18 protein-coding genes and 1 pseudogene are annotated in these 20751 nt (G+C 59.6%); 4 read left to right on the top strand and 15 right to left on the bottom strand.

All coding sequences use genetic code 11. The annotated features are described in order from the left end of the window. The first annotated feature begins 170 nt into the window (after positions 1–170). The 3 genes from SAZ10_RS04570 to SAZ10_RS04560 all read left to right on the top strand — a co-directional run bounded on the left by SAZ10_RS04570 (position 171) and on the right by SAZ10_RS04560 (position 2843). A complete protein-coding gene (locus tag SAZ10_RS04570; protein WP_318607996.1) occupies positions 171–671 on the top strand; it encodes a hypothetical protein in 501 nt (166 codons plus the stop codon). A gap of 254 nt (positions 672–925) precedes the next feature. Next, positions 926–1135, top strand: a complete 210-nt coding sequence (locus SAZ10_RS04565) for a hypothetical protein (protein WP_318607995.1) — start codon at positions 926–928, stop codon at positions 1133–1135. A 1351-nt stretch (positions 1136–2486) separates the two neighbouring features. Beyond that, positions 2487–2843 (top strand): hypothetical protein, encoded by a 357-nt coding sequence (locus tag SAZ10_RS04560; protein WP_318607994.1) that lies wholly within the window; start codon positions 2487–2489, stop codon positions 2841–2843. Positions 2844–3060: 217 nt separating this feature from the next. On the opposite strand, the gene SAZ10_RS04555 is transcribed toward SAZ10_RS04560, so the two are convergent. The 15 genes and pseudogenes from SAZ10_RS04555 to SAZ10_RS04485 form a co-directional block, all read right to left on the bottom strand. Continuing rightward, positions 3061–4146, bottom strand: a complete 1086-nt coding sequence (locus tag SAZ10_RS04555) for a sensor histidine kinase (RefSeq protein ID WP_318607993.1) — start codon at positions 4144–4146, stop codon at positions 3061–3063. A gap of 569 nt (positions 4147–4715) precedes the next feature. Then, entirely contained in the window at positions 4716–4925 is a 210-nt protein-coding gene (locus SAZ10_RS04550) for a hypothetical protein (RefSeq protein ID WP_318607991.1), read from the bottom strand. Between the two features lie 583 nt (positions 4926–5508). Continuing rightward, positions 5509–5922, bottom strand: a complete 414-nt coding sequence (locus SAZ10_RS04545; RefSeq protein ID WP_318607990.1) for a hypothetical protein — start codon at positions 5920–5922, stop codon at positions 5509–5511. Between the two features lie 127 nt (positions 5923–6049). Next, positions 6050–6514, bottom strand: a complete 465-nt coding sequence (locus tag SAZ10_RS04540) for a histidine kinase (protein ID WP_318607989.1) — start codon at positions 6512–6514, stop codon at positions 6050–6052. Positions 6515–6564: 50 nt separating this feature from the next. After that, positions 6565–7365 (bottom strand): polyphosphate kinase 2, encoded by an 801-nt coding sequence (gene ppk2 / locus SAZ10_RS04535; RefSeq protein ID WP_412535172.1) that lies wholly within the window; start codon positions 7363–7365, stop codon positions 6565–6567. A gap of 61 nt (positions 7366–7426) precedes the next feature. Beyond that, on the bottom strand, positions 7427–9190 hold the full coding sequence (locus SAZ10_RS04530) for a SulP family inorganic anion transporter (protein ID WP_412535159.1): 1764 nt from the start codon (positions 9188–9190) through the stop codon (positions 7427–7429). Between the two features lie 95 nt (positions 9191–9285). Next, positions 9286–10239 carry a DUF2950 domain-containing protein gene (locus SAZ10_RS04525; protein ID WP_318607987.1) on the bottom strand — a complete coding sequence of 318 codons (954 nt, stop codon included), beginning with the start codon at positions 10237–10239 and terminating at the stop codon, positions 9286–9288. Positions 10240–10258: 19 nt separating this feature from the next. After that, on the bottom strand, positions 10259–11713 hold the full coding sequence (locus SAZ10_RS04520; protein WP_412535171.1) for a DUF3300 domain-containing protein: 1455 nt from the start codon (positions 11711–11713) through the stop codon (positions 10259–10261). 151 nt (positions 11714–11864) lie between these two features. Then, positions 11865–13547: a hypothetical protein gene (locus SAZ10_RS04515; RefSeq protein ID WP_318607985.1), complete on the bottom strand. Its 1683-nt coding sequence runs from the start codon at positions 13545–13547 to the stop codon at positions 11865–11867. Positions 13548–13956: 409 nt separating this feature from the next. Next, a complete protein-coding gene (locus SAZ10_RS04510; RefSeq protein WP_318607984.1) occupies positions 13957–15189 on the bottom strand; it encodes an HlyD family secretion protein in 1233 nt (410 codons plus the stop codon). Between the two features lie 3 nt (positions 15190–15192). Beyond that, a complete protein-coding gene (locus tag SAZ10_RS04505) occupies positions 15193–15879 on the bottom strand; it encodes a hypothetical protein (RefSeq protein WP_318608460.1) in 687 nt (228 codons plus the stop codon). A gap of 28 nt (positions 15880–15907) precedes the next feature. Further along, positions 15908–16156 carry a hypothetical protein gene (locus tag SAZ10_RS04500; RefSeq protein ID WP_318607983.1) on the bottom strand — a complete coding sequence of 83 codons (249 nt, stop codon included), beginning with the start codon at positions 16154–16156 and terminating at the stop codon, positions 15908–15910. 304 nt (positions 16157–16460) lie between these two features. Next, positions 16461–17642 (bottom strand): AI-2E family transporter YdiK, encoded by a 1182-nt coding sequence (gene ydiK, locus SAZ10_RS04495; RefSeq protein WP_318607982.1) that lies wholly within the window; start codon positions 17640–17642, stop codon positions 16461–16463. A 68-nt stretch (positions 17643–17710) separates the two neighbouring features. Next, positions 17711–17997, bottom strand: a pseudogene (locus SAZ10_RS04490) (amino acid permease); the annotation flags it as partial. 466 nt (positions 17998–18463) lie between these two features. Continuing rightward, a complete protein-coding gene (locus SAZ10_RS04485; protein ID WP_318607980.1) occupies positions 18464–18991 on the bottom strand; it encodes a Spy/CpxP family protein refolding chaperone in 528 nt (175 codons plus the stop codon). A 454-nt stretch (positions 18992–19445) separates the two neighbouring features. Here SAZ10_RS04485 and cax point away from each other — a divergent pair, with 454 nt between their 5' ends. Beyond that, positions 19446–20540, top strand: a complete 1095-nt coding sequence (gene cax / locus SAZ10_RS04480; RefSeq protein ID WP_318607979.1) for a calcium/proton exchanger — start codon at positions 19446–19448, stop codon at positions 20538–20540. The last annotated feature ends 211 nt before the right edge of the window (positions 20541–20751 follow it).

Here is a 20751-nt window from a genome sequence, read left to right as displayed (position 1 = left end):
GTTCCTTGGGAAATTCTAGGGCGAAAAACCGCCGCTGGGAGAGAGGTCACCAGCGGCGGAGATAATGGCGGGGAACACCGACCAAGGTTGTTACCCCACGGTAAGATCTAGCTGACGCTGAACTGAGCCGCGCTAACATTAGATAATTCGGTGCGCTTGATAGACGTGCCATGCCTGCCAGCGAGACGGGAGAGCAACACGCCTGCGAAGCCCGCTGGCCTGAAATTTATCGAGCCCTTGAACCCGGTCCTCGCCGAGGAGCCGCCGAAGAGCGACCAATATTGCATGAGATCAAGCTGGACGGATACCGCACCGAGCTGCTGGCTGAAGACAGAAAGGCACGGGCACTCACGCGGCGCGGCGTGGATTGGTCAAAACGTTATGGGTCGATCGTCGAGGCCGCCGCGAGTCTCCCGGTGCGGTCTGCAATCCTCGATGGCGAGATGGTCGCCTTCGGCCCAGACAGCCGCGCTACAATCGAGCCGTTCCGGTCTGCCAGTCCTCAGCAGCTCGTCTATGTCGCGTTCGATCTTTTGCACCTCATGGCCAAGAGCCCTGCATCGAGCGCCGATCGAGGCTTGCCGAGTTTCTCGTTCGGGCCGAGAGCAACGCATTCAGTTCAGCCCGCACGGAGAATTTGCGGGAGGAGGAGGCGATGGCCGACTGGCTAAAGCAAAATCTGCCCACCGTGGCGCTCGAATTCGCGCGCCTGAGTGAAGCCGGCGAAACTGCCAAGAGTTGAAGAAGAGCGACGGCGTGAGCGCGGCCGGTTACGCGTCCGATTTAGCGTCTTCGGATCAGGTCGCTCGGGAGGGCGTCGAAGGCGACACCCGCACAGGTAGTTCAACCTAACAAATGTGACTGCGCCTTGGGCCGCTTTCCAATACCATCGACTTGTACAAGCCTCGTGCGCAGGGGACGGGGGATGCCGTTCAGAGATATTGCCGATGCTGAAGAGCGGGTGATTCTCACCACGGCTCTCTTTGAATATTGCCGCGAGCACAGGATCGATCCGTCTAGTCCAGAGTATGAAGATGCGCGCCGGCTAATGGTGTTGCTCTTCGAGAACCATGGGCTCTACACTGTCGCCGATTTGAAAGCAGCGCTGGTCGCTGCAATCCGGCGCGAGCAGTAGGTGCATTCGCAAGTTCGGCATGCCGGGAGTGGCTTGGTTGCCGGGATCCGCTCGCACGGTCGGGTTCGGTTGCTCGCCTCTGGGGTGACCAGCTCTGCGCCTGACATGAGGGAGGATCGAACGATCGGATGGAGCCCGCCCGAGAGAAAGGCGGGCTCCTTCTGCACAGCCGGGGCGACGCTGAGGAGTAGTTCCACGGCTGTACTTGTCTAACCATCCATCTATCGAGTTGTTCCGCAGTTGAGACTCATCGAGACGCTTTCTGCCTGCGGACTTCGTCGAGATAGAGTGGCTCCAGAGGCATCCGTTAACCTTCGCCGAGCGTCCACTCCTCCAGGAACAAAGAGATTCGACCCCTGTTAGGGCACAGCGCGGTTCGGTCGGCGTGCAACGCTAACGGAGACGCGCCATGAGAATTCTAGCTGCCACTGTCTTGACCTGCTCGCTCGCCCTCGGTGGCGCCGCTCTCGCTCAGAGCAGCACCGGTTCGAGTAATAGCACCGGTGCTGATTCCTCCGGCACGATGGGCTCCAAAAGCGAGATCAAGACCAGGTCGGGGAAACTGAGCGCCAAGCAGCATGCTCGGGCTCGAGCGGACTGCCTGCGGACTGGATCCGTAACAAAGGGCGAGACTGCATTGAGGCCTAAGGTTGGGATAACTGGCCGCACCGCCGGCAGGCCTGCGGCCTGCGATTGAATGGACCCACAGCAACGGCGCCAGGCCGGTTCCGAGCGCTAGCCGCTGGAATCGAACGGCCGGGCGCCGCGCTGGCCGTCGGTCATTGCTACGGCCTGCCGTGCGAGTAGGCGATCACTTCCCGCATCCGAACCCAAACAATCCGCAGGCGCGGGCGGCGAGCGCAATCTTCCGTTGGCAGCGTCTGCGCTCGAAAGTTGGTCACTTAGACGGCCCATCGAGTAATCGCTTGGGCTTGCTAATGATGCGGAATTGAGGGGCGCCGTTCACGTACATATAGTCCTCGACCTCCGCCTCAACATCTGTTGAGGTCCATGCCGCTTGCGCTTCCCGGAGCAAGTGCTCCTTGATTTGACGTTTCTCGCCCGGATCAAGCTTCCTTCTCACGGCAGCACCTGCCTCCAGACTCCTACCTCGTACGACAACATATCACCGGCTCGACCCTGCTCAAAACTCCTGCATAATTGCTAATGCGGTCGTCGGCCTGATTCTGCACCCTCGGGCCCATCAGGGCCCCTACTCGAGCCGAGCGCTGGAATTGTGCCACCAGCTGCCGCTGCCGTTGAGAGCCTCACTCCGACCTTCCCGTTCATCTGCGGTTCAGGCTCGATTACTAAATTCGATAAGCGCGATGGGACCTTCTAGGAGGTAACGATGAAAGCGATTCTATCCGGGTTAATGGCCAGTGCCCTGGCTGTGTCGTTTGCCATCGCTGCGATGGAGCCGGCCAATGCCGCACCTGTCTATATGCCGAGGGCCGAGCAGGGGCAGTTGGACGTGCAGCAGGTCGATCACACTTATCGCCATTGGAAATGGCAACAGGAGCGCTGGGCGGAACGCCGCGCTGAACGACGTGCCTGGCGCCGATACGCTTGGCGTGAGCGTTGCCACCGCTGGGGTGATTGCCCCCCATACGCCTACGGCCGCCGCTATGGTTTTGGTCCAAAGCACTACTACGAACGGCGCCAATATCACCGGCGCCCGGGCGTGACCTTGGAATTCGGCTTGTAGCGAAAACTGGCAACGCGATGATGACTTGCGTCTCGGCCGGCAGTCGGGGTCGAATGCCGGCCGGGCGTATACCGAGCAAGCCTCCCGAATTGAATTAGATCAGGCCGACGATGCTCGCCGCGCGCACCTGCGGACGAAGACATTTGGGCGACGCGGGTTCGTCAATATGGAACGGGTGATTCAAAGGTTCGGAGCCCGCCAAGGGGCCCGTGAGGAGTCACGCGCTAGCTGCAATCGAACGTCTAAACAGAATTGTAATCCGTGTCCCCTGCCCGGGGTTTGAATCCACCTTCAATTCGGCTTTCGCATTTTCCTTGAGCGATCGGGCAATCAGCGCCCCAAGCTTTCCTGCTTTCGGCCAGGATTCTCCGGGCGGCAATCCTATGCCGTCATCGGCGACGACAACGCGGCACCCATCACCGTTTACGACACTGTGTAGTGTGACCGTGCCCCCGTCTCTTCCAGCAAAGGCATGCTTCAGCGCGTTCGTGAGAAGCTCATTGACAACAAGACCTGCCGGCATCGCAACGTTGATCGAAACAGGATAGGTGTCCACCTTCAGGTCGAGCCGTATTCCCTCTGTGGCATGGGCTTGCATCGTCGCAGCCGCAATCTGGCTTAAATAGATGCCCAGATCGAGCTCGTCTTTGTGTTCTGCCGCGGCGAGCGTACGGTACAGAATAGCGAGCGACTCCACCCGGCCTGCTAAGCGTTCCAGCGACGTGCGATCCGGCGCGACATGATTGCGCGTCTCAAGCCTGATGAGGGTCGTGATCATCTGCAGGTTATTCTTGACACGGTGCTGCAACTCCCGAAGCAGCATGTCCTTTTCCCGAATGCGGTCTTCGAGCGTCTCTCGGTCGACGTGTTGATGCGCCGTCACATCGACCAGCGCAACCAGCCGGAAGCAGGGTATTCCCTCATCGTTTTCAATAACATTGGAATAGGCGTCCACGATTGCGGGCTCGCCTTCAATCCGCTTCAGCTTGAAGCTTCCGACGCAGTCGCTGTCCTCACGAATGGCATCGGCGATCGACCGCTCCCGTTGCTGCCCCAGCCCTTCTCCCTCGAGAACGCTCCAGGGCTGACCCAAGAGCTTGGCGGCCGACAAAGCGGATAGCTTCTCGAACTCGGGATTGGCATAGACGATCAACTCTTTGCTTCGAAGTTCCGCCACGCCGATTGCGATTGGCACCTGGTCGAGAAACTTCTTGAACTGCTCACTTTCCAGTGCATTGGCGAGATCGGGGCTGTCCAGCAACGCTTCGATCTGCCCGGCCTTTCCGGCCTGTTCTTTCGTCATGCGAGCTGCTCCCTGTGTGTTGGACATTTTTAGCACAGGTCCTGGGTGCGATCAGTTTCGCAGTGATCGGATCCGAGTGAATAGCAATGGTCCTGCAAATAGCCGGGGGGCGTCGAGCTGCGGGCCTACCTCCGCGCGGCTTCAGAGGAGCCGCTGATCGGAGATTTGCCGCCGATGTTGGCACGGCCGTGACTAGCCGAGATGATCCGCGTGCGTTTTATCAAATTATAATGAGATCGGCCGGATGCAGAGATAGCTTTTCCGGCGGGGAATTCATTGCCAATTGACTCTCCGGCGATGGAAGTAGCCCCATGGCCGCTGCCGCGCTTTGTGACCCTTCGCGGCGGCGGCTCATCCCTAACATGACGCAGAAGTTCCAGCTCGGAAATGGAGCGTTCTCCTGAAGTGCCTTCCCCGCTCGATCAGGCCAACGCGGCTGGCGACGCGTCCTTGCACTTACGTCGCCGCGATCGAATCTGACACGAGGGACGCAACCTTCCCGGCGCCTTCGCCGTCCAAAAGCTGTGGCTGAGACGGTCGGGAGCCGGCAAGTAAGCCGGCTCTCGATTTCAGTCGGGCTTGCGGAAGCGCCGTACGGCCGCGTAGAGGGCCGCGCCCGCGACACCGATGGCGATCAGCCCGGCCCCTGCGATCGGAGCCGGCGTCGAGGTCGACCGGCCCCAGGCATGGCCGTTGCCGTTGCCTGGCGTAGCCGACGCCGAGAGCGTAAGCGACGCCACGATCAGTGGTACTGCGAAGAGAAGTTTCGGGATCTGCATTGGCCCCATCCTTCTTGTTGTTGTGACGGGGTGCTCCGAGTGCCCTGGCTCGGGCTCCAGCGTTAACTCTATGGGGGTTATAATATCCCGACAATTCAGGATTATGAGGTAGGGAACGCTACCAATAAGAGCCGCGCTACAAATAAACAAATGTGAGTGCGCGTCATTCGCGACCAGATATTTTTTCTTGCCTCGATTTTTTTGCGGCCGGCGTGAGTCCGGTGCTGTTCAGGCACAGTGCCGTATTCCGCTAGGGACATGACGACATCTGGCGAAGGCCCTGATGCTCGCACCAATGGGCTTGGACGCCGGTCGGCGCGCCCGGTGCGTGAACAAAGGCCTCTTAGGAATGCCAACCGCTTGAACTCCGGCGTTTTGCTCGAAGCAGAGCTTGTTCGGGACAATGGGGTCGCAGGTTCAAATCCGGCCACTCCGACCAGAAAAATCAAACACTTAGCAATTCCGATAAATCCGCCCCTGCAGCTGCGCGGCACAGCTTGGGTCGCAGACGGTTACGACGGCAAGCGACGACGATCTGAGCAGCATTCTGTCCCCTGCTCGCGAGCGCTGATACCGGATTTGTTCACAGCGGGCATTTGGAAAACTCCAGGGAAAACTCCGGAAAGTCCGGATCGAAGCGCTCGAAATGCGTGTCGTCGATCATCCGGAACGCCATCGTGGCATCGCCGATCATGATCGCGCTGGAGCAGTTCATAAGCACTGAAAAATGGTCCTTGAGCTCCCGGACCTTGGTGATCGTGCAGCTTGCCGTCGACGCGGCGACTTTGGAGCCCGAGATTATGACGCCGGTATTGAGGCTCGAATCCGGATTCTTGAACCGGATTTGATTGCCGTCACGCTTGAAGATTGCATTGCAGTCGGTGCCGTACATCGCCCACGCACCTTGCATGGCCTCCATCGGTGCGGCCGACGCCGCACCGACGACGCCGCTGATAACGAGTACGGCCAGGCCCTTCCCGAGATGTCCATATTTCATGGTTAAGCCTTTCCTCCTACTCTTCTCAGCAACGAGCGGCCTAGCCGGGATCCGGCCCCCCGCACCGAGGGCAAAACCCCTGTTTCCATGCACTCGACCCGTAAAAACGACTTCAGACTCCCGGCGCCTATTTCGTCTCAGGAGCCCAGTTCAGGAAGAAGCCGACGTCGCCCGGAATTCCGCCTGGAAAATTGATGATCATGGCCTTCAGCTTGTAGCCCTGCGGCTTGCCGTATTTCAGGTAACGCTCGTAGAACTCCCTGGCCTTACCCTGGAGGGAGTTGGGCCAATCGGGATCGCTGTTGTTGATGGCCCGCCCGCCGTCAGAGCAAAGGTCAGACGGGAAGCTGTATACCATAGCTTCGAACTTGCCGTCCTTTAAGGCGTTGGTCACCAGACGCCGGACCATAGCGATTTCATTTTCCGTAACATGCCCCTTCAGGAAGTCGTCCGTGAACGCGGACAGCTTCTGCTGCTCCTTCTGCTTTTGTTGCTCGTACTTCTTCGCCTCTGCGAGTTGTTCCTCCAAAAGGCGCATGCGCAGTTGTTCCGCGCTTGGCGGCATCTCGTTCGGGTTCGTAGGGTCCGACATTTTTCGGTCCTCCGGTTGGATCTGTTGTCGTTCTTGCTATTCTGAACTCCTCACAACACGTCCGGCACGATATTCCGGACCGCAGTGTCCTCGACGAAATCGTCCGGGCGCTTCTGTCGCTTGCCCAATTTGGGTTCATCGAATGGGACGCGCTCGTAAGGGATCGACTTCAAGATGTGTGAGATGCAGTTGATGCGAGCCCGTTTTTTGTCGTTGGATGGCACGACCCACCACGGCGCATACCGCGTGTCTGTCATGCTGATCATTTCATCGTAGGCTCGGGTATAGTCCCACCAACGCCGATAGGATTCGACATCCATCGGGCTCAGCTTCCATTGCCGCAGCGGATCATTGATGCGCTGCCGGAATCTCTTCTCCTGCTCCTCCTCGCTCACGTCGAGGAAGTACTTCAGAAGAGTTATGCCGCTTTCGACGATCGCGGCCTCGAAACGGGGGGCCAGTTCGAGGAAGCGCCGGGCCTTTCCCTCGCTGCAGAAGCCCATTACGCGCTCGACGCCGGGGCGGTTGTACCAGGAGCGGTCGAATATCACGATCTCTCCGGCCGCCGGCAAGTGTGCAACATAACGTTGCATGTAGATCTGCGATTTCTCCCGATCCGTCGGCGCCGGCAGTGCGGAGACGCGGAACACGCGTGGGCTCACTCGCTCGGTGATGCGCTTGATCACCCCGCCTTTGCCGGCAGCGTCCCGGCCTTCGAAGATAATGACGATGCGCGCGCCAGACTTTTTGACCCAGGCCTGGAGATGGGCCAGCTCGACCTGAAGCTCGGCAAGTTTCTTCCTATAACTACCTGATTTCTTCTTTTCGACTGGCTCGAACTCGCGTTCCATCACTGCAACGTCAGACGCGCTGCCGCTGCTGCCGTCGGCATCATCGTGATCCCGGCCTTTGTTATTCCTGTGCTTGTTCTTGCCCATGCTTTTCTCCTAGTCCTGTCTGGAGCTCCGCCGCGGTCGACCTCTTGAAGGCATTGTCGGCGTCCTCGAGGTTGTCGAAGACCATGGCGGCGCCGATTTGTCCGATCACACCTGATCGCGTCAGGATCTCGCGCACTTCGGCGTGCAGATCCGCGACCCCCAGCGAAATGCCGCGATTGGCTAGTTCGCCGTGCATCTCTTCCAGCATTGCTGCTCCAGAACTGTCGATCTGCTGGATTGCACTGGCCTCGATCACCAACCAGCGCGTGTCTGGAGGCAGCCCGTTGGCAATCGTCTGCAGGCGCAACTTCACGTGTTCGGTGTTGAAGAACAGAAGGCTGCCCTGGATCAGGCAAATGGCGAGCCCGGGCACTGGTTGGGCCTCCGTCGTGCGATGCAGCTTATAGAAGCCGTCTCGGCCCGGTACACGGCCGAGCATCGCATCGCGTGGATACATCAGTTTGTGGAGGACGTAGGCGAGCGTGGCGGCAATCGCGATAACCACGCCATTGAGCACGCCGAGGCTGATCGGGCCCCACATGGCAATGAGCGCAAAGACGAACTCCATGCGGCTGATGCGCCAGATCTGTTTCAGGCCGGCGAAGTCGATCAGGCTCAGCGCCGTGGCTGCCAGAATTGCTCCAAGCGCGGGGATCGGCATGATCCGCAGGGCCGGCCCCAGAAAGAGCACCGTCGCCACCAGGGCCAGGGCCGCAACGATGCTCGCAGCCTGGGAGCGGCCCCCGATGGTCATGTTGACAGCAGTTCGTGAATCGGAGGCGGATACAGGGAAGGCACCGAACAAACCCGCAGCTATGTTCGCTGCGCCGAACCCGGTGAGTTCGCGGTTCGAGTCGACGGGATAGCCACCCCTGATCCCAAAGCTCCGCGCCGTAACGACCCCGGCGCCGAAACTTACAAGGAAGATCGCCAGAGCGCCGAATGTGAGCGTTCCGACCGGAAGTCCTGCCGCAATCCGCGGAAGGGCCAATCCGGGCAACCCTTGCGGGATATCGCCGACGATAGCTATGCCCCTCCCCTCGAAATTGAACACGGCCGAGAGCACGACCGAGATCACGACCACCAGAACCGGGCCGGGAACCGGAAAGCGGCTAAGCCGAGCGGCTTGCAGCAGGGCGAACATCGACAGAGCCAAGAGGAAGGTCGGCCAATGTATCGATCCCACCTTGCCGATCAGGTCGAGCACGGGGCCGACAAGCCCGTCTCCCCGGACGTCCAGTCCGGTAAATCGGTCGATCTGACCCACAAGAATCGAGAGCGAGATTCCGGCAAAGAACCCGGTCAGGATCGGGCGTGAGAGGAAGTTTGCAACGACACCCAACCGCAATGTTCGAGCCAGCAGGCAGAGCAGGCCAACTCCCAGCGCCAGAATTGCGGCCACAGCCGTGCGGTCAATACCGGCGGGAGCAGTTGCAAAAACGGCCACCAGCACCGCGGCCAGGACCGTCATGGTAGCGGCATCCGGCCCGACGACAAGCTGTCGCGATGGTCCAAACAAGGCGTAGGCGATCAACGGCCAGATGCTTGCATAAATGCCGGTTTCAGGAGGCAGTCCGGCTATCGCGGGATAGGCGATGGCGCTCGGGAGCCCGACGGCCGCAATCGCAAGCCCTGCAGAAATGTCGCTACGGATCCACTCGGCGCGATAGCCCGAAAAGCTGGTCAGGAGCGGAAGCCGAAACCTCTGCCTGATCTTCATCTCGCCGCTAGTCGACATTCGACTGGCCTTTCAGGGATGGCAGGCTTTCAATAGCCAGCCCGAGTCCCGCCAGGATTGCCGGATCGCTTGTCCGAGCCCCGGCGTCATACACTTCAGTCGCCCACGACACTCCATTGAGCACCTGGATTGAAGCGCTTCATGCGCTTGACGATCTCTTCCGTCTGAGGGCCGAGATCTGCCTGGTAGACGACACCCTGTTGGTTGACGAGGAACGTGTTTACGCCCGTCTCCCGATATTTCACCGGCCAGGCCACCAGGGCGAAACCGCCGATCATGTTGCCATTGATGACGTAGTCGTAGGCACCGCCGGCGACATTGTCGCCCTGGCCGGTCAGGATGCGGAAGCGATAGCCGAAGTATCCTTCGCCCTTCTTCGCCTTCTCGAGTGCCGCCTGATTGGCAAAGTTCCCCGCCGGGCTGTCGCCGTCGCCCTGGTCAGGGGGCCAATAGAGGCCATCGGTCTTGCCCGGGGAGCTGATCAGCTTCTGCGCATATTTCAGAACACCGCTGGCGTCCCGGACCTGAGACGCATACTCCCGTTGTGCATCGACATATTCATGCATGGTGTCGATCGCCTGAAGCTCGTTCTCGCCCACGCGGCGGTTGATGATCTCTTCGAACCCTGCGTTGGTATCGAACGCCCATTTGGCGTCCGGTGCCTTCACGAGCGGAAACGGGAATGGCCAGAGCTTGTCGCCGAGATCGAGAATCTTGCGATCATTCAGATCCTCCACCACCACCTGCTTGGCGGCGGCGTCGCGGATCTGGTCGAATGTCGACATCACATCCTTGTCTGCCTTCAACTTTTCGACATTGAGCCCGACAAGGTTGGCGAGGGCAGCAACGTCGTTCTTGGCGAGCGCATCCTTGAACGCGTCGATCGCCGCGCCGGGATCGTCGAACGTAGGCGGCTTCTTGTCTGCCGCGAATGAATAGATGCCGGTCCGATCCTGCGCAAAGGCCATTCCCGATCCAGACACCGCGACAACTGCGACAATGGCAGCGGCGTTGAGCCAAGCTCGCAAAATGGTAAGGGAAGATCTCATTGTCCTGCTCCCTTCAAGGTCAACGCCGACCGCCACCGCGACCGCCACCACCACGACCACCACCGCCACCACGACCGCCGCCACCGCGCGCTACGGGTGGCCGGTATCCTCCTCCCCGCGCTGCTGGTGGCCGACCGCCACCGCGCGAGACGGTGCGTGGGCCGCCACGGGCACCACCGCCCATGCTTTGACGGCCGCGGTTCGAGTTTATTTGGGAGGCCTTGCCCCGGTCGACGTTGCCGAGAGCCGAGGGATTATTCGGGCGACGATCGACCTTGCCGCCTGCTTTGGGCTTGGCCGAGGCACGATTGGCGCCCGACGGCCTGTTGAGGTTTGCGTTGCCGGCGCCGGGCCGGTTTGCATTCCCCGCACCAGCCCTGTTGAGATTTGCGTTTCCAGCGCCCGGCCTGTTGCGATCCGCATTCGCCCGGCCCAGATCTGTCTGCTGCAAGGCATTCTTTCGCACATCCCTAGCCTGCGTCCCCCTGTCGGCGAGGTTTCTTGCTCGCTCGCCACTGACGTTTGCTGCCTGGTTACGAAGGGAATTGGCACGGTTTGACTCAAGGCCATTCTTGATTTTCGTACGATCGATGTTGGCCAGCTGGTTCCTGTCAAAATTAAGCTTGGAGCGGTCGACGTTCTTCCAATCGACATCTTTCAGGTTGACCTTGCCGTTGATGTTGTTGAGGCAGTTGTTGCAGTCGACATCGATGTCGCCGCCCCAGTTGCCGCCCCACACGCCCCAGTTGTCCCAGTCCACGGCGGCGCCAAAGATCGCGCCTGTCACCGCACCCGCCCAGAAACCTGCAGATGGAAAATAGTAGTTGGGATACGGGTCCGCGTAGTAAGATATGGGTTGGGGTGGGTAGTCGGGCACGTAAAGGACCTGCGGATCATATTTCGGCACATAGATCTTCTCCGCGACTGCCGGCTGAATGACGATATTGTCTCCTTCCGAAACCACCTTGATCTTGTCATCTGTCTTGATGATGTTCTTGGCGACCGCCTCATCGCGAAGTTGCTGAATTGCGACGAGGACGTCCTTCTGCTGGTTTGTCAGCGCATCCGCCAGTGCCTGCGTCCAGTCCAGATCGTCGGCCATCATCTTCACGATGTCAGGATAGTTGAGCAGGGAGATCACGCTGGGGTCCCAGCTGTCCTTGGGTTTGAGTGTCTTGTCCTTCGCCTGCTTCTCCAGAAACCGTTCGGCCTCCACGATCTGCAGCGGAAACAGGGAGGCCGAGCAGATCAGAGCCACCAGCTCATCCGGGTAGAGCGCAAATCGCGCCACTAGTTCTTCTAGCTCGTCCTCGGATAGCGGTTCCGGCTTCTGGGCTTCGGCTGCCGGCTGATTGGTAGTCGCGGTCTTTTGCTGAGCAGAGACCGGCAATGAAGTTCCCGCTACTGTCATGAGGGCCGCGACGCCTGCAGCCGCTGCGGTGGCAATCGGGATCCCAAACCACCTGTTGGCCATCATGTTACCTCTCGCACCAGACGTCGCCCGACGGCGGCCCACAGCCGCTGGGCTCCTTGGACACACCGCCCAAGTCACACAGCCATTGATTGTTGGCAGGAATGCAGGGATCAAGAATCGGCAACGTAAGTTACCGTAGCTTCACGCGCGGCTAGTGAATGGCCAGTCCAGAAGGCAACCCGGCATCCCGTAAGGCTGCCATGATGTTGTCGGCGAGACCGGGATTGATGCTCTGGAGGCCCAGCCCGCCCAGGGTCCCGATGCCACCGTGACTGGCGATCTCCACAATCTTCCCGATCGCAGCTGTCGCCTCTGCGCCGCGCCCTAGACGGATGAGAGAGATGGCCTCGGCCACGAAGCCGTTTGCTGCGTCCGGCGTACGGATCCGCTGCGCCTCCGAAAGAGCGTCTTCGTAACGTCCGTTCATGAAATGATAGAGCGAAAGTCCGATCCGCTGTGAACCGAACTCGGCCGGATTTCGAGCGAAGGCCTCTTCGAGCAGAGGGACGCCTCGCTCCCAATTGCCCGCCAAGGACAGCAGCAAGCCGAGGTCCGCCATCACTTCGGTGGCGTTCGGGTTGATCGCCAGCGCGGTAGACATTGCCTCCAGGCCCCCAGCCATGTCCTTGAAAAGCCAGCGCGCCACACCTCTTGCGTGGTACCCCCGGCTTGAATCGGGAGCAAGTTCTATGGCTCGATCTGCCAAATGTGCCGCCCGCTGAAGCAGCCGCGCCTGCGGCTCGTCGGGTGCAAAGCCGAAGCGATACCCGTCCGAATAGATGTGGGACAGACAACCGAAGCCTTCAGCATAATCCGGGTTCGCGCTGACCAAGTGCTCCAGCAGCGCGCGAGCCTGCGCAAAGAGTTCGCGCCGGTACGAGCGTCTGTACTGATAAAATCGGATCACGCAATCCAACGAGGTCAGCTTGTCGGCGGCCCTTCCGTCTGCAACCCTGGCATTGCACTTGAAGATCACCCCATAGGGCTCGGCGAGGATTCGCGTGATCGCGTTGGCGATGTCGTCGCGGAAGTGCAGAATATCGGCAGAGTCCAGCTTTCGCTCAAATGTCTGCCCCCAGACCACTCGTCCGGTCCGCGCCTCCGAGAGAACCGCTTTCACGTTCAGCACGCCTTGATACAGCGAAGTGCTGCCGCCCAGCACCAGATCGACACCGGGTTCCGGCTGCGAATGACCGTCGCCTTGCGTCGGCTGGCCCTTCGGAACTGCGTTTGGTTCAAACACCTCTATCTCGGGAAAACGGCTCAACCCGACGAGAATCTGATGTCCGAAGCCACGATTGAACCCCGGAAACATCGATTCATCACCCTCGGCATCGAATGGCGCCACCAGGATCGATGTGCCACGTACAGCAGGGTTGGGATCGTGCGGGAGAGATGGCCGAGCTACACTCCCCGCGGCTGTACCCTTGCTAGAAGGCGGCTGGAATTCCGGTACGTATCCGCCTTTCGGCAGTTCGATCCTGATCAAGCTGTTCTTGCCATCGGTCAGGTAGAAGCGTTCGAGCGATCTCCGCAACCGTCTGGCTTCCATTCGTACAACCGGATCCAGTTGAGGATCGAAATTCACATCACGGCCAAACACTTCCGTCGCAATGTTGTAGGCTTTGATGCGGCCGGCTCGCCCCGCCAGCGTCTCCTCGACCACATATTCGAGAAATCGCCTGTTGCGCTCCGAAGCGTCAAACTCGCTGGAGCCCAACACACGTCGCACCTCGGCCCGAATCTCATCCGAAGACCGGCTTTCTGGTAGCAGCTCAAGCCCAAGGCCGCAGCCCGCCAGATCAGCATGGCTGCCATTAATGTTTACGGACATTGCAGCGCGCCTCGATCATTCGCATCGCCATCTCTGGGCAAGGAAGCATCTGGGCAAACCGATGATTTGGGTATTTACCTTCCAGTTCCGCCAATTTCTGTCTTTGACGTGAATCAAATTTTGATGATTACACGCAGAGGTAGAACTGACTATCTTATGTTAAGATAATGCTTGCATTAGATAATCAATGTCAATGGGCAAGATAGTCGACAGCCATCGATCTTTCGATTGACGGGCGGCCTCTGAGGAGCCTGCCAAAGCATAATATACCTTCAGACCCTGGTAGAGTTTTTATTGCAATTTTATTAACCTGTTCAAATGTGACTACCTAAACGGGTGGCCGTCTTCAGTCGCGCTAGCCGCAAAGCAGCCGGCCGAGCCCGTGCTGCTTCATAGTCGGGCCGCATCTTCAGTGCCCTGAGAAAACGAGCGTCTGCACCGGGAGCAGCGCGGCCTGCAGGCGCAGGATCATGGCGTGCACCAGGCCGACCGTATCGATCGCGTGCAGCACGAAACGGTGAACGGTGCCGAGATCCTCGGTGGCGAGAATCTCGTGATTGCTGGTGTAGGCGTTGGCAAGGCAGCTGCTTCCCGGAGGGAGTCCATCTATCCCTCCCGAATATAGCGGCTCCAGATAGGCCAGGACTGTTCCGGGTTGCGCCGTTTGCTGTGCGTCGAGCAATATGTCCGTCGGACGCACCTGGCCCGTGGAGACGACTTGCTGGACCTGCGTGACGACCATTGGAATGATGGTATAGGGCATCGATGCGCAGGCGGCCTCCGCGACCATGCCAACTTTGATGACCTGCGCCTCGATCTGGTTGAAGCCGGCAAACAGCACTCTCCTGCCCGCCTCCGATGGAATGAGTATTCCGGCCGGGCGCAACAATGGATTGATGATGTCTCCCTTACGAAGCGTGAACTGCTCGAGATAGCCGTCAACGCCAGCGCGGATGACCGCCTTCTGCAAATCGACCTGTGCCTCGGCCAACGCAGCTTCGGCGCTGGCCTTCTGCGCGGGCAGGACCGTCGAGATCTCGGCCTCTATGCTCTGCTTGTTTGCCGTCGCAGTGGCAACTCCGGCCTCCCTGCCCTGCATGGCGACGCGAAGCCGATCCACTTCACGCTGGGCGACCGTAGAGGCGTTCCGTTGAAGCAACTCGTTTTTGGTCTCGTACTCGTCGCGGGCTTGCTGGTATGCGCTCTGGGCTTCCTGGATCTGCGAGTCGGCGACAACGAGCTTGGTCTTGTCCGCTTCAAGCTGCGCATCTGCCTCGGCTATACGGCGCCGGGCCGTCTCGGCTGCGGCCTCCTCCGCAGAAGTGTCGAGCTTGAACAGCGGCTGTCCGGCTTTGACCTGCTCGCGATAGCCCACGAACACCTCCTCCACGCGGCCAGTCCTCTCCGGCAGTATCGGTATAGTCCGAAAATACGAAACTGCGTTAATGGCGGACGGATGAAAATAAAATATAGCGGTTATAAGCGAAATCGTCAGTATCAGGCATGTGGCAATTCCATATCTGAGCTCGAACCAGACCGAATAGAGGTTGATTTCCTTCCCGAACCTTTTCCCTTGCACGTAGCGACGGAAAAGGTAATCCGGCAATATCGTCACCATGGAGCAGAGCATCAATTCCAGCACGGTTCATGCCCTTTCCTTCGACGTCGCGCGCTGCCGCGCCGCCTGATCGTTGCCGGACGAAAACATCGATCCGTCGGCGGCAGGAGTCTGGCCTGCGCGCGTGACTTGTGAACTCGGCTCCGGTTGCGGAGCAGCTGGCGTGGCGGAGGGCGCATCCGCAAGTTCGGTCCGAGAGACCATGCTCGCCTGCACATCGCTTCCGGACAAATGTCCCGGCTCCGGTCCTGCAGATGATGTGCGGCCGCGCTTTCCCCTGCCGGCCATCCTCGCGAGAGAATCGGCCATTCCATTCAGTGGGGTCGAGAAGTCCGGAAGGGGAATGAATGCCAGCAGCAGGCCCGCGATCCAGAAATAATGATTGTGCGTGAACAAGGAGATCAGCGCAAGAAGGGCCACCAATTCGTATTGGATCTTCTGGCCTTTATGCGCGATCTGCTCCGGAAGGGCGTGCAGCTTGAAGTAGACGACTATTACCAGGAGGACCATGACGATCAGGAAGACCACCATGGCATTGAACAGCACGTCCGTCTGACCGGGAGCAGTGATGAAGAACGGCAAATGGTGGGGAGCGGCAGGATGTATTTCACTGGCCATGGCCGCGACTCCGGGTTGATCTATGCAGCCGAAAACGATCGAGGTCCGGATGCCGCCGATCGGCCGGCGGCGAACGGTATCTGCAACATAGATCACAGGCAAATTTTATTTCCACAACCAACCTTCAGTTCTCAAGCTTGTCCTCCACTCCCAGCAATGTACGAATTATCTCATCTTCAAGTTCCAGTATTAACGACTTATATTCAGATATTTCTTTAGATCGTCTAGGTTTCATTTTTTTCAGATTTGTCAATGTTTCACGTGCCAACTGATAATCCTCACAGAGATCCTTCAAAGCCTCGTCACTTTGCGAACGAATTTTAATCAGGTCAGCCACATCAGCGAACCTCGCCATTGCGGTTGTCAGCTGCATTGACCGGTTCTTCGGCTCTTTCATCGGTCGACGCTGGGAGGCGGTTGCGTAGAATTACCATCACAGACCTCATCGCCGAGAGCACGCAAGTAAGTTACTGTAGGTGCCTGAGTGGAGTGTGGTCGTGGCGGTTCGCAACTTCGCTTAAGTCATCCATAGTCCGTATTTCTCACGTCCAGTTGAGCTCATGGAGGGGTCCAAGACGCGAGCTGGCCGACGCCGGCGTACATTCAAGCTACGCAGCTCCATCTCTTTGTTTTCGCATGGAATTTCCGAAACCGGTGCGCATTTGTCGGTCGATGCGCTAGTCTGCCGCCGCTCCGCCCTTCTCCCGGACGTCAGCGCCTGCAACCTGCATCGCTGGTTCCCTGGCTTCTTCCATCCAGGCATTGAGCAGTGTGTAGGCGACAGCCAACACAGTCGGTCCTATGAAGATGCCTAGGACGCCGAATGCGATCAGGCCGCCGATCACACCCGCCAAGATGAGAAGCAAGGGCAAGTGTGCCCCCTTGCGGATAAGGATCGGACGAATGACCTGATCGATTGTCGCCGCGACGATGGTGAAGAGGAGCAGGACGGCGCCGCCGATCGTGTTGCCGGAGTAGTACATCCAGATCACCGCCGGAACGAGCACCAGGCCGGGACCGAGCTGTATGAGGCAGAGCACAAACATCAGCGCCGTGAGCAGCGCCGCGAAAGGCAGCCCCACCAGTCGCAGGCCGATCCCCCCGATCAGACTTTGCGCCAGAGCTGTCACGACGACACCGAGCGCCACGCTGCGAATGGCTTGCCCGGCCAGGAGGATTGCCGTCTCGCCACGCTCGCCGGCAAGCCGCCGGCCGAAGAGCAACATCGCCGCCGCCGCCTGCTCTCCCTTGGCATACATGACCGCCGCGATCGCCGCCGTCAGCAGGAATTGCAGGAACATTTCGCCGAGACTGCCGGCTGCAGAGGCGATCCATTGCGTCAGCGTTCCCACGTAAGGGGTTAGCCTGGGGGACAGTTGCTCGATGCCGGCCGACGACAGGTTGCCCCATGCCTCGGCGGCAGTCGCGCCTATGACGGGAAGGCCAGCGAGCCAGCCGGGCGCCGGCGGCACCTTCAACGACAAGACCTTGCGCGCCATGTCTCCGATGTCGTCGATATGGGTGACGACCGTGCTCACGGCGGCCCAAAGCGGCACGATCAGAACGAGCAGCACAGCAAGCGTCATCACCAGCACGGCGACCCAGCGGCGGTTGCCGGCATTGCGTTGCACGCGTAGCAGCAGCGGCCAAGTGGCGAGGACCAGCGTCGTCGCCCACAGAACTGCCGGAAGGAAGGGCAGCATTATCCAAACGCTGGCGACCAAGAGACCGCCGATGAACAGCACGGTCAGCGTGATGCGCCCGATGTCCTGGCGCCGGGCGAGCGCAGCTGTCGCGCTGGGTGCCCTTCGGGCCTCTGCGAGACTATCCGGTATGAACAACGAGCTGCCAGTGGGCATGCGTCACCCTCCTAGACGACATCCGCGCTCGAACGTCGCCTCTGCCAGACGAATACGGGAATGCCGAGCAGTCCGCCACGCGCCGCCGCCATACGGACTTGGCCCATCAGGGGCGTCCAGCCGTTCAGCGCTCCGATCGACGACAAGAAAACTGCGAGAGTGATCGAGATTTTGGCGTCAAGAATCGACATCGCCCGAGCCGCATCGGAGAACGGGCCGACGGAATAGGCGAGTTCCTCTCGCGGTAGCACACCCATCACGGAAAGCGTTCCGAGTACGTCGGCCATTGCAGCCACCCCAATGCCGGGCACTGTGAAGTGGGGAACGTCGAGTCGGGATCACGAACGTCACCTGCAGCGTCACCCTCAGGCTGCAGTTCCCTCGGCCTGCTCGGCCCGGCCGCGAAATGCCTGTCCCGGCATCGGCCGCTCCGCTCAAGGGAATGCCACTGCATCGACAAAGACGTGCAGGAACCTCCTTCAACGGCCGCATCACGCTGTGACCGCATTCATGCGCGGGAGTGGGGGGCAATCAAGGATCGGAGACGTAAGTTACGGTAGCAAATGCTCAGCTTAAAGGCCGGCGCCTCAAAGGCTGGCGGACTCCACAGTTCTCAACGTGATTTATCGGACAGCCAGTGCGTCACCTCCGACCAGTTCGTGGCGCGGCGTGTCGGTCGCCTCCAGCTCGAACTCCGATTTGAGCCGAGCGACGTTGACGCGAGCTACTCGGGCCGCGCAACGCCGTCCGGCCGCCTTGTCACATCGGGGACGCTAACGAGCGTCGGCGCACATCCGGCCTTGCGTCGTGGGTCCCCTCACTCAGTCTTCGGTATCAGTATTTTCCAGAAGTCTGTCCTCGACTTGATCCCTCATATCACGAAATACAAGGATCGCTGCGATTCCCAACCGGCGCTTCTGGTCGGCATTTAGTGTTTGGTAGAGCGGTTCCCAAGCATCGGCGAGCCGTCTGACTTCGGCCGATCGTTGAGCGAGGGCGTCAGCACGCCTACGCAAAAAGTCGACCGGATTGCGGTCTCGCAAGACTTCGATCGCGTTGCCGTTCCGCAGTTCGTTCACGCGTGCCTCCCGTTCGGCCAAGCGCGCCTGTCGCCCGGCCGCCCTGGCGCGAATAGCCTCTTCAACGGGCGGCCAAAGCTTTTCCTGGTCAGGTGTCATCTGCAGAGCAAATTTGACGATTGCAATTCGTGCGTCGGTCAGTGCCTGGAATTCACTACCCGTCAACCGCTCCAGGGAAGCGCCGCCGCCCGGAGCGTTTTGCGCGTTGGCCAAGCAGGGCGATCCAACCAAAATCAATGCTGCCAAGGCAGCAGGTCTCAGTCTGAGCATGACAAACTCCCAACGTTTGAGCCGATACAATCTGTTCGTGACGGTAAGCGCCCCCTAAGCTACATTCTCAAAAATCGCCTTCGGCGATTGCAGTTCGGGAGGACCCTTCCCAACGTTTCTGTCCGTTTTCCTTTAGGTACGAATAGCAACCGACGCTGCGATCTCCTTTTCTGGGTAATGATGACGCCCAGCTCCCGCCGCAAATGCGGACCGCTCATCGACGCCGTTCCGGGTTTGGCAACAGGTCCCAAGGGTCGATCGGCAGCACGCTTTTCTTTCCGGCGCGGTTGCTCGTTATTTGCCGAGACGCAATATCAGTAAATGCTAATAATCGGTCGAAAGCGTGGCAGTCGAGCATGTGGACGAATGTTACTTGCCAAATACGGAACAACTGCAATCGAGTCGGCAATACGAAAAGACCGATCCGTCCAGGTGACCAAATGGGAGTGAGCAGATGGGCACCCTTCTGAAGGAGATTCGCCAAAGCCCCATGCTATGGTTGCTCGTCGCGGTCCCGGTTGTGTTCGCCGCCGCAAAACTCGCTCCGGAAGCCCACACAGCGCTCTTCGTGTTGTCGGTGCTCGCCATCGTGCCGCTGGCGGGATTGCTCAGTCACGCTACCGAGTCCGTTGCCGCCAAGACGGGCGACGCCGCGGGCGGGCTCCTCAATGCAACCCTGGGAAATCTAACCGAGCTGGTCATTGCACTGGCCGCTCTGCGCGTCGGACAATACACGTTGGTGAAGGCATCCATCGCAGGTGCGATCGTCACCAATACTCTGTTCATGCTGGGCGCCTCGTTTCTGCTGGGCGGCCTCAAATACCACTTGCAAGAATTTAACCGAGCCAGCGCGCGTCTTCAGTCGGGTCTGCTTTTCCTGGCAACGATTGCCTTGCTAATGCCTTCGGCCGTCGCAGAAGTGGACTCGATATCAGCAGCAGCAGCAACCCAAAGGCTCAGCCTTGGCTTGGCCATTCTGCTGATCGTCGGATACGGGCTAGGGCTGTTGTTCACGCTCAGCACGCACCGCGAAGTCTTTTCCGGGGCGGAACATGCCGAAGCGGGTGAAGTACCGTGGCCGATTGGCCTGGCCCTGGTCACCCTGGGGGCCGTAACAGTACTCGTGGCCCTCGTGAGCGAGATTTTCGTCGAGTCTGTGCAGAAGGCAGCCGAAGCTTTCGGGATGACCCCTGCTTTTATCGGTTTCATCGTCGTCGCACTGGTCGGCGGCGCCGCCGAAATGGCCTCAGCCTTTTCCGGCGCGCGCAAGAACCGACTCGACTTGAGCGTGGGCATCGCGCTTGGAAGCGCTTCCCAGATCGCGTTGTTCGTTGCACCAGTCCTGGTGCTGGTGAGCTACCTGGTTGGCCCCTCCCCGATGAACCTGCAGTTCTGGCGGGGTGCCGTAGTAATGGTGCTCATCGCGACCCTCACAGCAATGTTCGTCACAAACAGCGGGCGGTCGGCGTGGTTCATCGGCGTTCTCGCGTTAATGGTTTACGTGATCCTCGCCATGACGTTGTACATGCTACCGCCGACCGTACAGTGAGTTGATCTGACAATGGGCTGCGCTCCCTACACGCGGAGATCAGAACGGCCGGACTTATGTGTACCTCTCGACCGGAACCATCGTCGCGCAGAGCTGAAAATCCTTCAGGCGGCGTGCCAGCCAGGGCTTTGCGACGTGCGTTTCACCACCGAGAACGTCCCGGCTTGCAGGATCCGCGCCGGCGAAGCGCGCCTGATTACACCGGATGCCG

The sequence above is a fragment of the Mesorhizobium sp. BAC0120 genome (assembly GCF_033542235.1).
GTDB lineage: Bacteria > Pseudomonadota > Alphaproteobacteria > Rhizobiales > Rhizobiaceae > JAWRCU01.
This window is presented reverse-complemented; position numbering and strand designations above follow the sequence as displayed.